We start from the raw sequence: 16,073 nt of genomic DNA, 5'->3' as shown, positions 1-16,073 counted from the left end.
TTCACGTGGTTGAGCAAGGCGAATTAACAATAAGCTGTGAAAACAGCCCACAAAGCATACAAGCAAGAGAGAAAAACATGGATATAGGTGTATTTATTCCCATTGGTAACAATGGCTGGCTAATTTCGAAAAACTCTCCGCAGTACAAACCCACTTTTGATCTCAACAAAGAGATTGTTCTAAAAGCGGAAAAGTACGATATGGATTTTGCCCTGTCGATGATCAAACTGCGTGGCTTTGGTGGTGAAACCGAATTCTGGAATTACAACTTGGAATCTTTCACGTTAATGGCAGGCCTTGCTGCTGTGACATCAAAAATTCAACTGTATGCAACCGCTGCCACCTTAGTGTTGCCCCCTGCGATTATGGCGCGCATGGCAACCACCATCGATTCAATTTCAAATGGGCGCTTTGGCGTAAACCTTGTCACAGGTTGGCAGCGCCCTGAATATTCTCAAATGGGCATGTGGCCCGGCGATGAATTCTTTGGTAACCGCTATGAGTATTTAGACGAATACATCCAAGTGGTGAAAGAGTTATGGGAAACGGGAAAAAGCGACTTTAAAGGTGATCACTTTCAAATGGATGATTGCCAAATGTTACCGAAGCCATCACGAAAAATTCCGTTAATTTGTGCGGGGCAAAGTGCTGCTGGAATGGACTTTTCCGCTCGTCATGCAGATTACAATTTCTGTTTCGGCAAGGGGGTAAACACGCCAACTGCATTTGCTCCTACCGCAGCACGACTTACCGAAGCGGCAGAAAAACACGGTCGTAGTGTCGGCTCAGCCGTTCTGATGATGGTAATTGCCGATGAAACCGACGAAAAAGCCATGGCGAAATGGGAAAGCTACAAAGAAGGCAAAGACCAAGCGGCTCTCGATTGGATGTCAACCCAAGGTGCGGCAGATAAGACCTCAGGCAAAGACACGAATATTCGCGACATGACCAACCCTACATCAGCGGTTAACTTGAATATGGGAACGTTAGTAGGCTCATATGAAGCCGTAGCTGCCATGCTTGATGAGATTGCCACAGTACCTGGGTGTGAAGGCGTGTTACTTACATTTGATGACTTCCTACAAGGTATGGATGATTTCGGTACCAAAATTCAACCGCTCATGAAATCACGTCAACACTTGCTTGATACTTCAGGGGCTGCGTAATGTCGTCAGGAGAGATGTTTGAAGTAGCTGGGTATTTTCAAGCGCAGCAAGCTAATCAGCCTGTTTTGGCGGCAAAGCCTGAACCCATAAAGCTAAATCCAGCGGAAACCGCCGTTATTGTTGTGGACTTGCAGAATGCCTATGCCAGCAAAGATGGGTATTTAGACAAAGCAGGGTTTGATGTGTCAAGCACCGGCCCCGTTATTGCCAATACAATTAAAGTGATTGAAACCGCGCGACGTCAAAAGATGCCAGTGGTGTTTTTACAAAACGGCTGGGATCCAGAATACAAGGAAGCGGGTGGCCCAGGCTCACCGAATTGGTACAAATCAAACGCCCTTAAAACCATGCGAAGAAATGCATCGCTTGAAGGAAGTCTGTTGGCAAAAGGTGGGTGGGATTACCAATTAGTTGATGCCCTGAAAGTTCAAGAGGGCGACATTCTTATTCCCAAAACTCGGTACAGTGGTTTTTACAATACCAACTTAGACAGTATGCTGCGAGCCAGAGGCATCCGCAACATTGTGTTTACTGGTATAGCAACCAATGTGTGCGTTGAATCAACGCTGAGAGACGGGTTTCACCTTGAATACTTTGGCGTGGTACTCGCAGATGCAACGCATCAGGCGGGTGCTCCCGATATTCAACAATCTGCACTATTCAATATTCAAACGTTCTTTGGCTGGGTATCTAGCACAGACCAATTCTGCGAACTGTTTAGCCAATAACTAACACCAATTATTTAAGGATTTTCCGATGCCAAAAAAAGCAATTATTCCAGCGGGAACCGCCGCACCAATCGCGCCATTTGTACCAGGTTCAATGGCTGACAACATTCTGTATGTGTCAGGCACCCTACCTTTCGACGAAAACAATGACGTAGTTCATGTGGGAGACGCTGAAGCACAAACCCGTCACGTGCTTGAAACTATCAAAGGAGTGGTGGAAGAAGCCGGTGGCACCATGGATGACATCACATTTAATTCAATTTTTGTCACCGATTGGGATAACTATGCTGCAGTTAATAAGGTCTACGCCGAGTACTTTCCCGGTGAAAAACCTGCGCGCTACTGCGTGAAAGTGGGGTTGGTTAAACCAGAAGCATTAATCGAGATTGCCTCCGTGGCACACATCGCATAGTCAATGATGTTGGCTTTATCCGAAGCGGTAACGCGTGTGTATTGTAGTTTTCAGAGATGTAGCGACTAATATGGTAAATGATAAACAGAGCCCTATGCATTTTGAAGTGCATGGCCTAAAAGGCGCCAATGCGCCAACACTGGTCTTTAGCTCTGGTTTAGGTGGCGCGGCGCACTTTTGGCAACCTCAAATACGTGATTTGTCTGATACGTATCGCATTGTTGTGTATGACCAGCTTGGCACAGGGAAAAGCCCTGCAACCTTGCCAGAAGATTACACCATTACGCATATGGCTAAAGAGTTACGTACCTTGTTGGTGCATCTTGATATCAAGCAATGTCATATTGTTGGTCACGCGCTAGGTGGCCTTGTAGGACTTGCTTTGGCGTCTACACATCCGGCATTAGTGCAAAGCTTAGTGTTGATAAACGCGTGGAGCAGCCCTAACCCGCATACGCTACGCTGCTTTAATATTCGAAAGGCCATATTGGCTGCGGGCAACAAAGATATCTATTTGCAAATGCAGGCGTTATTGCTTTACCCAGCAGATTGGATTGCCGCTAACGCGGAGCACCTATCACAAGAAGAAGCCCATCAACTTCGTCACTTCCCCAACGAGCACAATTTGCTTATGAGGATTGGGGCACTTAGTGCATTTAATATTGAAGCGCAGCTTGCTGACATCCACACCCCCACACTGGCCATAGCGAACAAAGATGATGTATTGGTACCGTGGCAGCGCTCCAAAATCTTGGTAAGTCACATGCCGAATGCTGAGTTAGCTCTAATGGAATATGGCGGGCATGCATCAACCATTACAGCGACTTCTGAATTTAACAACATATTACGTGAACGTTTGAGCCAACTGGCTTAAAAGTTAACAAGAATTGGAATTGAAATATTATGACCACACCACTTCACGACACTGCACTGGCACAACTTTTTACCGATGCACACACCCATACCTCGTGGCTCGAAAAATCTATACCACAAGAGTTACTAACGCAACTATATGACTTGGTAAAAGTGGGCTCTACATCAGCAAATTGTAGTCCTGCCAGATTCGTTTTTATCACATCCGAGGAAGCAAAAGAGAAACTCAAGCCCTGTTTGTCTAGTGGCAATGTTGAACAGACGATGACAGCACCTTGTACGGTAATTGTGGCTTACGACGAAGAATTCTATGAACAGCTCCCTACATTGTTCCCGTATGCCGACGCCAAAAGTTGGTTTACTTCAAGCCCCGAAGCAGCATTGGAAACGGCTATGCGCAATAGCTCACTACAAGGTGCTTACTTGATAAGCGCTGCACGTGCGCTAGGGCTAGATGCCGGAGCAATGTCGGGTTTTAACCCAACGCTACTCAATGAAACCTTCTTTGCAGACAGCACATGGCGCGTGAACTTCCTACTCAATATCGGCTATGGCGATGGTGAAAAAGTGCATAAGCGTTTACCTAGATTGAGCTTTGAACAAGCGTGTCAAATCATCTAACCCCAATTAATTAGAGAAGGAGTTACGCATGTCATTACTTGCACTGAATGAAGAAACATTGGACACCGTGGCTGCCGTATCGCCCGAAGATTATCGTCAAGGCATGGCCAGTTTGGCTGCGGCAGTGAATGTCGTTACTACGCAAACCGAAGATGGAAAAGCGGGGTTTACTGCAACGGCGGTTTGCAGTGTTAGCGACAATCCGGCCACTTTGCTGGTATGTCTAAATAGAGGCGCGTCGGTACACAAGGCTTTTGCAAAAAGCACCAGTATTGCTATCAACACGCTAACCTCATCGCAACAGCCCATTTCTAATTTGTTTGGTGGGAAAGCCCCAATGAATGAACGCTTCGAAAGTGGAGAATGGGAAACACTAGTAACAGGCGCTCCTGTATTGGTCGATGCCGCGGTGTGCTTTGACTGCATCATTACTGAAGTAAAAAGTGTGGCAACTCACGATGTTATCTTTTGTCAGGTTGTGGGGATTAAGCAAGATGAACAGGCCGATGCTCTATTGTATTACCAACGTGGTTATCGCGACTTGGCTTGCAGCAAATAAAAAGGATTGAAGCGAGCATGAAAGTAGTTGGACACTTCATTAATGGTGAAACATGCACCCCAAAAGGGCGTATGCAAGATGTACATAACCCTGCCACAGGACAAGCGGAAAAGCTGGTTTTACTGGCGTCTTCGCAAACGGTGAATGACGCTGTGATAAGTGCGCAAAGTGCCTTTCCCGAATGGCGAAATACACCCGTGAGTAAACGGGCACGCATTATGTTTGCATTTAAAAATCTGTTAGAAGCTCACAGTGAAGAAATTATTGCGCTTATTGGCGCAGAGCACGGAAAAATAAGTCATGACGCTGCTGGTGAGTTACAGCGTGGTATTGAGAACGTAGAGTTTGCCTGTGCTGCACCACAATTGTTAAAAGGTGAACACAGTAAAAACGTTGGCCCGGGGATAGACTCGTGGAGTGAGTTTCAGCCTTTAGGCGTTGTGGCTGGGATCACTCCATTTAACTTTCCCGCCATGGTACCACTTTGGATGTTTCCACTTGCTCTTGTTTGCGGCAACACGTTTGTACTTAAACCATCAGAGCGTGACCCAAGCTGCGCCATATTCCTTGCCAAGTTGTTAAAAGAAGCTGGTTTACCCGATGGTGTTTTCAATGTAGTCAATGGCGACAAGGAAGCGGTAGATTCACTGTTGGACAATGAACGTGTGAAAGCAATTAGCTTTGTGGGGTCTACGCCAATTGCTGAGTATATCTATACTCGCGCAAATGCAGCAGGAAAGCGTTGCCAAGCATTGGGCGGAGCAAAAAATCACGCGATAGTGATGCCCGATGCCGATGTAGACAATGCAGTTAATCAATTACTTGGTGCTGCGTTTGGTTCGTCAGGTGAGCGTTGTATGGCGTTGTCTGTGGTAGTTGCGGTTGGCAATGAAGTTGCAGATCGTCTAGTTGATAAACTTCAAACTGCCATGTTGGGTTTAAAAGTGGGGGCGTTTGATGAGGCGAGTAATGACTTTGGGCCAGTTATCACCGCGCAGCACAAAGACAAAGTAGAAGGCTATATCACAAGCGCAGAACAACAGGGGGCGCAAATTGTGGTTGATGGACGCCAGATATCCGTAGCAGGTTATGAAGATGGCTTCTTTGTTGGTGCAACTTTAATTGACCATGTATTGCCACAAATGAGCAGCTATCAAGCTGAAATTTTCGGCCCTGTTTTACAGGTCATCAGAGTAGAAAGTATGCAAGACGCCATGCAGCTTATTGATGATCATGAATATGGTAATGGTACGTGTATCTTTACCCGCGATGGCGAAGCAGCTCGATTTTTCTCTGACAATATTCAAGTGGGCATGGTGGGCATTAATGTGCCATTACCAGTGCCTGTGTCTTACCACAGTTTTGGTGGCTGGAAACGCTCGTTATTTGGTGATTTACACGCATACGGACCCGATGGCGTACGTTTTTACACGAAGCGCAAAACTATCACGCAACGCTGGCCTTCCAGCGGTGTAAGAGAGGGGGTGAGCTTTTCATTTCCTAGCTAAGCACACTATCAAACATCTATAACAATTTTAAAACGCAAGTCATTGGCAGTTTCTCTCCAGTCCTGCCTTTGGCTTGCAACTCAGTGGCCTTCGATAAGCTGTTCACATCGACAGAGTTACTCTTAAAAAAATCAGGACGACACCGCCGCAAGGCTTGTTAAAAAAACTATAAATGAGAGTAGAACATGCAAACTTTGGTAACACGGAAGTGCTTGCTGGCAATGTCAGTGACAATGGCACTATTAACACCTGTGGCGAGCGCTACACAAAATGTATGGGAAAGTATTGAGGTTACCGCACAAAAGCGTAATCAAAATATCAGTGATGTGGGTATTGCGGTTACCGCATTTTCAGGAGAGCAGTTGGAAGCCCTTGGGCTTGAAAGTAGTACCGAGCTTATTGCGTTTACACCGGGCGTTTCTTTAGCTGGTGACATCGGTGGTCAACGTGCCATTTTCAACATTCGCGGTGTAGTTCAAAACGACTATGCAGATTTAGCCGAAGCACCTGTTGCTGTGTACGTAGATGGCGGTTACCTAGCTAGCACACAAGCACAGACATTTGGTCTATTTGACGTGGCGCGAATTGAGATATTAAAAGGCCCACAAGGAACACTTTTCGGACGTAATGCCACTGGCGGCTTGGTGAACACCGTAACGGCAAAGCCCACCGCTGAAACTGAGGGATACGCTGAATTTACCGCTGCACGTTTCGACCAATTTCGCTTCGAAGGCGCTATATCTGGTGAATTAGCTGACGGTATTTACGGGCGCTTTTCTGGGTTTACCAATCAACAAGGTGAAATTCTTAAGAACATCTATGAAGACGGCGCAGCGCCGGATACGCGCTTAGGCTCAGTTGGCGGTGGTGAAGACGGGTATAACGATGATACCAAAGCCTTTCGTGCACAGTTGATGTTTGATGTAGGTGAAGATGGGTCTTTACTGTTAAGCGGGAATTGGTCTGACACAACAAAAAGTGAAGGCCCTTATCAGGTGGTCAATACCACTGAAGTTCAAGATGCCAACGGCAACGTTATTGATGTAATTTTTGCGGCAGATGATCCTATGGGCTGTGACACGATCCGTGCTGGCGTGTGCGTAGACGGCAACTTCAATGGTGACCCGTTTCGTCCAGTTCAAGGGGGCGACTTCAATGGAAACTTCGACCCAGATGGCTCAGGTCGCTTAGTCAATAAAGACTTCGCGTTTGATGATCAAAACAAAATCAAGTCGCATGGTTTAGCGATGACATTTGAATACGCCTTTGACGCTTTTGATTTCTTTGCCATGTCGGATTACAAACAATTCAAGCGCACAGTAGGTTTAGACTCTGACCAAACTGCTTCGCCTGAACTTATTTTCCAGTCAAATAGTACCATTGACCAATATAGCCAAGAGTTTCGACTTTCCGGTGATACGGGCGACATGAAGTGGGTAACTGGCTTGTATTACTTGTCCATTGACACTGACTATAGCCAGGGCTTAGCGGGCTCACCAACTACCTTCTTTTTAGGTGGCGAGGAGAACAATACTTTAGTGTCACTAGACACGGAATCTTACTCTGTTTTTGGGCAGGTTGATTACAGCTTATCAGACAGTTTAGTGTTAGTGGGTGGTTTGCGTTATACCCGTGAAGACAAAGACTTCATTGGTAATGTTTACCAAAATACGAATACCAATGATCGCATGATTGAAATTGATACCACCACAACCTCCCTTGAAACATTAGAAGATACCAATGATCAAAACTTGTGGTCTGCAAAATTACAGTTGGAATACAGCGTAGGTGATAGCCTCTACTACGTTGGGGTAAACCGCGGTGTAAAAGCTGGCAGTTTTAACGCACCGTTGATGGGGGGCTTTAGCCAATACAAACCCGAAGAACTAACGGCTTACGAGGCTGGACTCAAGCACAGCTTCATGCAAGGCAATGGGGTATTTAATGCTAACGTTTTCTACTATGACTACAGCGATTACCAATCTTTTTCTTGGGTAAATAATGCAGGTGTTGTATCGAATGAAAAAGCCAGTTTTAAAGGCCTAGAGTTAGAGCTGTTCTTAACACCAAGTGAAAGTTTAGATGTGCTTTTCAATGTGTCTTATACCGATGCCGTAGTGGAAGATCTTGAAGTTGCCTCTGGCTACTTTGCAGACACCACACCGCCATTCACACCTGAATACCAAGCATCGGCGATGCTTCGCTACAACTGGGATGCCTTTGAAGGAAATATGGCAGCGCAGCTTTCTGCCAGCTATCAAACAGAGACATTTCACAATGCTCGAAACTATACTGCCCATGAAATTGATGGATACAGTGTTGCAGATGCCCGTTTAACGTGGGATGACGGTGAAGACAAATGGCACGTAGCAGCGTATGTCGATAACTTGTTCGACTCGGATCACGAACTTATCGGTTTCGATGTGACAGGGTTTTACGGTACTTCTCAAATATCTTACGCGAAGCCAAGAACCTATGGTGTAACAATTAGAAGAAACTTCTAGTTAATACATGATTGGTTTTTTAAAGTAAGTGAATAGATGGGGAAATCGGGGTCTTATGGCTTCGACTTTCTCTACTTGCCTGCATAGACAAATAGGCAACGTTTTTAGCAAGTGTTTAAGACAAGCATTTAAGACAAGCCTTTTTTAAAGGTAGAAATAGATATACCAGTGCAAGAACAGGTGCAAAAGCGAGAACCCGTCTTCAAGCACAAAAAAATGCACTGCAATACATACAACCCCATAAAGGAACAAACATCGTGGATAATTCGAATAAACACACCATGATTAAGCCCGCCCATTACGACAGCGATTTGTGGAATGAGGACTTAGCGCCAACGAGCCAAGAAGCAAGAACATGGGGATGGAAAGACTATGCAGCACTGTGGGTTGCCATGGTTGTGTGTGTACCCACTTACATGCTCTCAGCAGGATTGGTCTCGGAAGGTATGAACTGGTATCAAGCTGTTATTACTGTATTACTCGGTAACGTTATTGTACTAGTACCAATGATGCTAATTGGACACGCAGGGGCAAAATACGGATTACCTTTTCCTGTACTGTTACGCAGCGCATTTGGCACCAAAGGCGCGAAAATTCCTGCTTTGGCCCGTGGGCTTGTCGCATGTGGGTGGTTTGGAATTAACACATGGGTAGGCGGCAGTGCCATTTACGTTATTTTAAATAGCGTGAGCGGCGACGCATTTGTGGGGCAGGCACTACCATTTTTAGGTATCGATATCACACAAACCCTGTGCTTCTTCGCTTTCTGGGCGATGCACTTGGTTTTTATAAAACACGGCACCGAATCTATTCGTTGGCTTGAAACTTTTGCTGCACCATTTTTGATCTTAATGGGCTTAGCGCTTCTTGGTTGGGCATACGTTAATGCAGGTGGGTTTGGTGAAATGTTGTCAACCCCATCTCAATTTGTGGAAGGTGGAGCCAAAGAAGGGCAGTTTTGGACAGCCTTCTTCGCGGGCTTAACCTCCATGGTGGGTTTCTGGGCAACCATGGCGTTGAACATTCCCGATTTCACACGCTTTGCAAAATCACAAAAAGACCAAATGTTGGGCCAAGCTTTTGGCTTGCCGTTACCTATGGCGCTGTTTGCCTTTATCGGTGTGGCGGTAACGTCGGCAACGGTCACCATTTATGGCGAGGCCATATGGGACCCTGTCGCACTAGCCGGTAGAATGGGCGGCATGGGGGTAGTGTTGGCGCTTGCTGCGTTAGCACTTGCAACGTTAACCACAAACTTAGCCGCCAATATGGTAGCTCCAGCCTATGGCTTTTCGAATATAGCGCCTTCGAAAATAAGCTTCAAAATGGGCGGCTATATAACCGCTGGTATCGGCGTTGCTATCTTCCCTTGGAAGCTGCTTGAAACCGCGGGGGGCTATTTATTTACATGGCTCACGGGATATTCTGCGCTTCTTGGTCCTATCGCGGGTATTTTAATCGCCGACTATTTTATCTTGAGAAAATCGACGTTAAACATTGATGCGCTATTTCAACACTCTGGCGAATATGGCGCGAACAACGGTTGGAACATGGCAGGTGTGACTGCGCTTATTATTGGCATTTTACCCAATGTCCCCGGTTTTCTTCACGCAGCTGGTTTTGTAGAAAGCGTGCCGGCTATTTTCGATACGCTTTACGCCTACGCATGGTTTGTAGGGTTAATCATCGCCAGCGTTGTTTACCTACTCCTCTCTAACAAAGTACCTGTCGCCATGCAAGCAAAAAGTGCCTCCCAATAATGGGGGCAGAGTACTTTTATTTTCGCTTCATGTTTTCAAAAAGTGAGGGCTCCCAGGGCCGCATCGCCATTAAAAGACCAATGTGCTGGCGTTCTTCAATTGGTAGGGCATTATCTTCGCTGCTGAGTTTTGCGGCTTCTTGTCGCAGTTGTTCAAGACGGCGCTGAATAATCGAAACCGAGGTTTGAGAATAGCGGCCGCGCAAATAAAAACGGAACATCCATGGCTCGTTTTTCTTTGGATCCATAAACTTTACCATTACTTCCTGTTCCATAAATTTCTCTAGCGGGCCGCCAGGGATCCAGCGAAAGTTTTGCGCAATAAGTAGCTTGTAGCGGTTGTTCGGTAACAGCTCTATAAGCTTAAGTTTATCTAAGGTTGTCATTAGCTTAATGCCCTCTACCTCAGAAATATCGTAGTGCTTGATGATTTCCGAGAATCGCCAACCATCGCGCACGCAAACTGCTGCGAGCAGTAGTTTGGGATTGGCAAGTAGCTCCATTTCTTGCTTCTCAGACAGCTGTGATATTTTTTCCTGCTGCTTTTGCGACAGGCTAAAAAGGTCGCTTAATGACAAATTTAGACATTCACAAATCTGTTCCAGTTTATCGAGGCTAAAAGCCTGTAAAGAGAAATTTCGTTTTACGCTGGCCTCGCTTACGTTCAGTTTCTGTGCGATCTGTTTGTAGGTAAATCGCTGCTCTCGTAAACATTGTTTAAGCGTGTCGTAAACAAGGTTAATTTGGCTCATGGTATTAAATATTTATACTTGTGGTGTAATTTAATACTACATCAGCGATTGCGGTTTACGAAATTTATTCTTGGTTCTAGTGTAGAACATGTTCAGGCACATCTCGCCTTTACATACTAGGAGCAAGTGATATGAAAAATTCGCGTTCAACATTGATGTTAACTGCACTATTAAGTAGTGCGCTTCTTACCCATTCTGTAATGGCAGATGATTCCATCGACCACAGTGGCAAAGCCAGTAAACATAGCGCGCTTGCTGCATCTGAAGGCTTAGCTACGACGGCGTCAGTAGCGAGTGCCGTAGTCGCTGTTCCGGTGTTACTAACCGGCAGTGCTGTAGTGGCAGGTAGTGCAGTTGCTGAAAGTGTGATTGACGAGAGTAGTCACAGTATTCACGGATCTAGTCATCAGTCCTCCGTTAATAATAACCAGCCGTTAGTGGTTACCGAAACGATCATTACTGCAGACCCTGCGCCAAACAAAGTCGTCGCGACCACTAACACAACAACGACTACAACAACTACTACCACAACTAAACGCTAACGGTTAATTAATTGCTCGAACTTTGAAGCGCGATTGGACGCTATAAAAGTGGCTATAGTTTGGTAAAACACTGCTACAGCGAAGCGTTGTGCATCTAGCGCTTCATAATAAATAGCGAGCGCTTTAGGTGGCTCTTATTCAGTGCAAGTCGAAAGAATTTAAGCAGGGAAGAGTATGAAACCATTTTTGTATTCAATAGCTGTGGCTTTGGTACTACTTACTGCCAACGCTAATCACGCTTTGGCAGGTAGTCAGCAGCACGGAAAACCTTCGTTTTCACCAGAAGCCATTGCCATTTTTTCTAAAGAAATAGAAAAGTATGCGGCAAGCCAAGGAGCTCGTGCTTTCATTATTGCAAGGCGAGGCAGACCGATTGAAGACATGCCAAAGGGCATTCGCTTCACGCACACTGCTATTGCAATCTACTCAAGCATACAGCTTGATAATGGAGAGACAGCCAAAGGCTATGCTATCCATAATTTGTATCAAGATGCTGATGAACAAGACGTGAGCCATCTAGTTACCGATTATCCTGTAGATTTTTTCTGGAGTGCTTATGCGCTCGAAGCAGGCCTCATTATCCCATCGGTTCCTGTACAGCAAGCGCTTATAAGCATGTACAGCGAAGATAAAGCAAAATTGTTGCATAACCCACGCTATTCAGTCGTTGCTAACCCATTCAACAGTGAACGACAAAACTGTACCGAGTACACATTAGATGTACTGAATGCTGCGGTGTACTCCACCACAGATATAGCTCAACTAAAAGCTAATGCAAAAGCATATTTTACACCGCAAAAAGTCAACATGAGCCGCGCAAAACTTGGCTTGGCGAGTATGTTCAGCGACGGCGTGACGCTGTCCGATCACGGTCGTAAGGTGGAAACAACTACATTTGGAAGCCTTGCTCGTTACATGCAGAAATACGATTTATCGGAAAAGGCAGTTATTTTTGCAAGTAACAATGGGGCAACTATTATAGAGGAATTTAACAATGCAGACTCAGAATAAACCAACGAAAGCATTTCGCATAGCATCACTGGCAGCCCTAATTGTGGGTGTAGGCGCTTATTTTATCGGCCTTTACAATGCCCCAATGGCGCTTAATGAAAAAGGTTATTACTTCACCATTATGTTATTTGGCTTGTTTTCTGTTGTGAGCTTACAAAAAACGGTACGCGATAAAATGGAAGGTGTGCCAACTACTAAAGCGTATTTCCTTGCATCAGCTGTAGCTACTGCATCAGCCATCGTATTGTTAGTGGTTGGCTTATTAAATGCTGAGCTTTTATTAAGTGAAAAAGGCTTCTTCGGCATGGCCTTCACTCTAAGCCTCTTTGCAGCTATTACGGTGCAGAAGAACGTACGCGATAGCCAAATTATAGACGAGTCACGCAACACAAAAAGAGATACTCAAAGCAGCGCTACTGAGCACGAAGACTCTCCCAAAGTGAAAGCCGCTTAAAAAATGGGGTCAGAGTACATTAAATTAATGGGGGCGGAGTACATTTCTAAGTAATGTACTCTGACCCCATTAGTTTTACGATTTACGCTTTTGGTTTCGGCGCGTTTTCAGTATGGTAGGTAGTAAGCTGGTTCGGCATTCAGCCAGCTTGTTTAACACTTCAGGGATGAATTATGCGCAAACCCATTAAATACCGATTAGCTTTTCTGATAGTTGCTGCTGCCTGCTTTTATGTGGGCACGTTATTTTTACCTGAAACCCTTCCTGAAATAACCTTCTCCCTTAAAAGTATTTGGGCTAACACACAGTGGCGTAATACCGTGCTGGTTACGTTGGCATATTTTGTCTTTTTGCCTGTACTTTACTATTTCTGGATCATTCAAATTGGCAATCAGGCTCTGTGGAAATTATTGTTAGTTCTTTCTTTAAGTAGTTTGGTCGCACGCTATAACTATCCAGAGAAGTTAGCCTATTACTTTGAATTCATTACCTATCTTAAATATCCGATTATTGCCGTATTGATGGTGATTGAAATTCTCCTGCTGGTAACGATAGTCAAAGCGTTGTGGGGGGCTCGAAAGCTCTCTGGCGATCCGCGAGTTCATATGCTGGAACAATATGCAGGCGATAACATTTATGAAAAAGGATCAAAGGAAGCAAAGAAGTTAGAGTTGGCACTTATGTTTGCTCATGAGCCCGCCAGTTGGTACTACGCCATTCCTCGTTTTAGTAGAAACCATGTTCCCGCCATAGCCAATCTGCGTTTATGGTCCGCACAATGGTGGCATATGTCACTGGTTTGTGTAGCGCTTGTAGTTGCGACGTATGCAAGTTATCTCGCCATTGCACTTTGGAGTGAAACGGTTGCCATTGTCGTGGCAACCTTGATTTTTTACCTCATAGTGATGTTTATTGCTAATTACAGAGTTAGTAAGCACTATTCTGTGTATCTGATAAATGACAAGCTGATGGTAAATAATTCGTGGTGGGGAATGACAGTTATTCCACTTCTAAACGTTCAAAAAATAGAAGCAGGTAAGTGGGCTCCATCAACTATAAAAGAGCAATTCCATTTTGGAAGAGGCAGCGCGAACGTAAAACTAACTTTTATTTCAGGTCAACAATACTATTCGGGTCTAGCTACCTTTATTGAACCGATGGATGCCCTGTTTCTTAGTGTAGATGATCCGTCAGCGTTGCTTGAAAAATATATCAGCTTAACCTTTGAAAGGTCAAAGTATAGTCAAGCCGTAACATAAACTAAGCACGAGTTGCTAATAATCACCAATCTAATCGTTGAAATGTTTCTTTTTTTGCTCCAAGGAGCGGTGACTTGATTCTATGATTCTAAAGTATCTGTCTGGCCGAGAGGTATTTGTTTTACGCTTACAGGGCTAAAGAGCCCATCTAATGCATAACCTGTTTTTTGTCTACTGAGCCACACTTAACTCAGTTATTGGTCTGGTTTCTTTGAATGGCAAATATATAGTTTCGTTCCAGCCAGAGGTTTTTTTCACAAATACAATGCATAGTGAACTGGTATTCGGCCGCTATCGCTTTTATGCTTTGCAGATCACAGCCTTCCGACAATACCATAAACACTTGGCTACTTTCTTTGGTATGGTGGCTAAGGGCGGCGAAGAAGCGTTGAAAATATTGAAATTGCTCGCCGCAATACCAAGCTAATTGCTGCTCGTTCTTGGGATTGCGAGGGTAGTAAGGGGGGTTGACAACAATAAGGTCAAAATGGCCGTCAACTTGATCGAATAGATCGGATTTGAGCACGGTCACGTCAATATTGTTAGCCAGTGCATTGCTAAGTGTGTTTGCCAAAGCGGCATCACTGAGGTCGACACTTACCACCTCAGCACCCTTCTGTGCTGCCACAAAAGACAACATGCCACTGCCACAGCCCATATCCAACATTCGACTGTTTGCAAGCTCCAAACGATGAATAAAACTGGCCATAAATTTCGAACTGAAAAACAACCCCGGATGAAACACTCCAGGTTCTACTTTGAGTTTCAAGTGTTTGTAACGATACTGTCTTGCTGATTTAAGATAATAATGTTGTAAAAAGGGTTTTAAGGTAAAAGACAGTAGCCAACGCAACCAGTTCTTCATTATGAGATCCTTCAGGTAAAGCTGCTGCAGCAGCGCGAGCAGGCCGGTAATAGACCTCCGGCTTTGTTTAAATCTGCTCGCAACTGAGCATACACAGAACTGTTCCAGATACTCTTTAGGTCTTCTTGATAAAGATTGCCGACGTTGAGGTTATAGCATCTACCATGAGCGGGTATCACAGACCCGTCTGACTTTATCATCATATTCTTAAATACGTCGAGGCATTGTTTACCGATAAATTCCTGTGGACGTTGATAAAAGCGCTCAACAGCGGCTTGATCAGACAAAAGAGGTGAAAAGCTCACTGGGAAAGGATAACTGTGACTGTTAATTTCTTTCATTTGTTGCCATAACTGCTGTAGGTTGATCTGTTCAATATTGATATCGAATACATTGGAAGCCGTGGCAAAATATTTACGGCCATAGAGCAGGTTGTGCTGCTGAGCTATTGCTTCAGGAGTAAAGTTTGTGTGCATAAAGCCTATTCCTGCCAGAGGCATATTGGCAAAATGGTCGACAAATGCTTTGAGCTCACCGGTGTTCCACGGGGTAATGACACAAAATACCGAGATTGCAGGACAGTTAGCCATACTCAGTAATTTTTCTATGCCTGCCATCGCTCTTTCAAAACTGTCAATGTGACCTCGAATATGATTGCGTGTATTGGCAAGTCCATCAAGTGAGATAAAAATCTCGTTGACACCGAACTCACAGAGTGCCTGTGCTTTTTGCTCAAGCTTCAAAGCATTAGTTGTAATGCTAGTGTGCAAATAATACTTGTTAGTGAGTTCAAGAGAATCTTCCAGATGCTTGTATAACAGTGGCTCGGTAAAGGCATAACCGAGTTTTGTTTGCGCAAAATTCAATGCGGTTTGCTTCACTATGGTTTCAAACAGTTCTAACGGCATATGCATTGGCCTAGTGCCTGTGAGGTTTTCCGCAAAAATCGACTCAAAGTTCTGTGTACCAACGTCGCACATCTTGCAGTGCAGGTTGCACAAGTTGTTTACTCCAAGCACCAAATACTGTGGTGCATAAAACAGATGTTTCGGCCATAGCT

Annotated in this window: 16 protein-coding genes; 13 read left to right on the top strand and 3 right to left on the bottom strand. The window is 44.8% G+C overall.

What is annotated here, in order from left to right; genetic code table 11:
* The first annotated feature begins 77 nt into the window (after nucleotides 1-77).
* From rutA to EYR97_RS15375, 9 genes are all read left to right on the top strand, one after another.
* Nucleotides 78-1,166: a pyrimidine utilization protein A gene (gene rutA / locus EYR97_RS15415; protein WP_131094556.1), complete on the top strand. Its 1,089-nt coding sequence runs from the start codon at nucleotides 78-80 to the stop codon at nucleotides 1,164-1,166.
* Complete coding sequence (gene rutB, locus EYR97_RS15410; RefSeq protein WP_131094555.1) at nucleotides 1,166-1,894, top strand: pyrimidine utilization protein B; 729 nt, start codon at nucleotides 1,166-1,168, stop codon at nucleotides 1,892-1,894. The genes rutA and rutB overlap by 1 nt, the downstream gene beginning before the upstream one ends.
* Nucleotides 1,895-1,922: 28 nt before the next feature.
* Nucleotides 1,923-2,306 (top strand): pyrimidine utilization protein C, encoded by a 384-nt coding sequence (rutC, locus tag EYR97_RS15405; protein ID WP_131094554.1) that lies wholly within the window; start codon nucleotides 1,923-1,925, stop codon nucleotides 2,304-2,306.
* A gap of 70 nt (nucleotides 2,307-2,376) precedes the next feature.
* Nucleotides 2,377-3,180 (top strand): pyrimidine utilization protein D, encoded by an 804-nt coding sequence (gene rutD / locus EYR97_RS15400; protein WP_242635050.1) that lies wholly within the window; start codon nucleotides 2,377-2,379, stop codon nucleotides 3,178-3,180.
* A gap of 29 nt (nucleotides 3,181-3,209) precedes the next feature.
* Entirely contained in the window at nucleotides 3,210-3,800 is a 591-nt protein-coding gene (locus EYR97_RS15395; RefSeq protein ID WP_131094553.1) for a malonic semialdehyde reductase, read from the top strand.
* A 28-nt stretch (nucleotides 3,801-3,828) separates the two neighbouring features.
* Nucleotides 3,829-4,359, top strand: coding sequence for a flavin reductase (locus tag EYR97_RS15390; RefSeq protein WP_131094552.1), 531 nt, complete (start codon nucleotides 3,829-3,831; stop codon nucleotides 4,357-4,359).
* 17 nt (nucleotides 4,360-4,376) lie between these two features.
* On the top strand, nucleotides 4,377-5,867 hold the full coding sequence (locus EYR97_RS15385; RefSeq protein WP_131094551.1) for a CoA-acylating methylmalonate-semialdehyde dehydrogenase: 1,491 nt from the start codon (nucleotides 4,377-4,379) through the stop codon (nucleotides 5,865-5,867).
* A 185-nt stretch (nucleotides 5,868-6,052) separates the two neighbouring features.
* Nucleotides 6,053-8,371: a TonB-dependent receptor gene (locus EYR97_RS15380; protein WP_131094550.1), complete on the top strand. Its 2,319-nt coding sequence runs from the start codon at nucleotides 6,053-6,055 to the stop codon at nucleotides 8,369-8,371.
* A 257-nt stretch (nucleotides 8,372-8,628) separates the two neighbouring features.
* A complete protein-coding gene (locus EYR97_RS15375; protein ID WP_131094549.1) occupies nucleotides 8,629-10,131 on the top strand; it encodes an NCS1 family nucleobase:cation symporter-1 in 1,503 nt (500 codons plus the stop codon).
* A gap of 16 nt (nucleotides 10,132-10,147) precedes the next feature.
* Here the strand turns inward: EYR97_RS15375 and EYR97_RS15370 are convergent, their stop codons facing one another.
* A complete protein-coding gene (locus tag EYR97_RS15370; protein ID WP_110289510.1) occupies nucleotides 10,148-10,882 on the bottom strand; it encodes a helix-turn-helix transcriptional regulator in 735 nt (244 codons plus the stop codon).
* Nucleotides 10,883-11,013: 131 nt separating this feature from the next.
* On the opposite strand from EYR97_RS15370, the gene EYR97_RS15365 reads away from it, so the two are divergent.
* The 4 genes from EYR97_RS15365 to EYR97_RS15350 all read left to right on the top strand — a co-directional run bounded on the left by EYR97_RS15365 (nucleotide 11,014) and on the right by EYR97_RS15350 (nucleotide 14,148).
* Nucleotides 11,014-11,424 (top strand): hypothetical protein, encoded by a 411-nt coding sequence (locus tag EYR97_RS15365; RefSeq protein ID WP_131094548.1) that lies wholly within the window; start codon nucleotides 11,014-11,016, stop codon nucleotides 11,422-11,424.
* A 174-nt stretch (nucleotides 11,425-11,598) separates the two neighbouring features.
* Complete coding sequence (locus EYR97_RS15360) at nucleotides 11,599-12,435, top strand: DUF2145 domain-containing protein (RefSeq protein ID WP_131094547.1); 837 nt, start codon at nucleotides 11,599-11,601, stop codon at nucleotides 12,433-12,435.
* The gene (gene yiaA, locus EYR97_RS15355; protein WP_131094546.1) at nucleotides 12,419-12,889 is read left to right on the top strand and encodes an inner membrane protein YiaA; all 471 of its coding nucleotides are present in this window, start codon (nucleotides 12,419-12,421) and stop codon (nucleotides 12,887-12,889) included. The genes EYR97_RS15360 and yiaA overlap by 17 nt, the downstream gene beginning before the upstream one ends.
* 173 nt (nucleotides 12,890-13,062) lie before the next feature.
* Nucleotides 13,063-14,148, top strand: a complete 1,086-nt coding sequence (locus tag EYR97_RS15350; RefSeq protein ID WP_131094545.1) for a hypothetical protein — start codon at nucleotides 13,063-13,065, stop codon at nucleotides 14,146-14,148.
* A gap of 190 nt (nucleotides 14,149-14,338) precedes the next feature.
* On the opposite strand, the gene EYR97_RS15345 is transcribed toward EYR97_RS15350, so the two are convergent.
* The gene (locus EYR97_RS15345; RefSeq protein ID WP_131094544.1) at nucleotides 14,339-15,013 is read right to left on the bottom strand and encodes a methyltransferase; all 675 of its coding nucleotides are present in this window, start codon (nucleotides 15,011-15,013) and stop codon (nucleotides 14,339-14,341) included.
* An 11-nt stretch (nucleotides 15,014-15,024) separates the two neighbouring features.
* On the bottom strand, nucleotides 15,025-16,032 hold the full coding sequence (locus tag EYR97_RS15340) for a radical SAM protein (protein WP_258313262.1): 1,008 nt from the start codon (nucleotides 16,030-16,032) through the stop codon (nucleotides 15,025-15,027).
* Between the last annotated feature and the right edge of the window lie 41 nt (nucleotides 16,033-16,073).

Origin of the sequence: Alteromonas sp. KUL42 (assembly GCF_006538325.1) — a bacterium.
In the GTDB taxonomy this organism is placed as follows: domain Bacteria; phylum Pseudomonadota; class Gammaproteobacteria; order Enterobacterales; family Alteromonadaceae; genus Alteromonas.
This window is presented reverse-complemented; position numbering and strand designations above follow the sequence as displayed.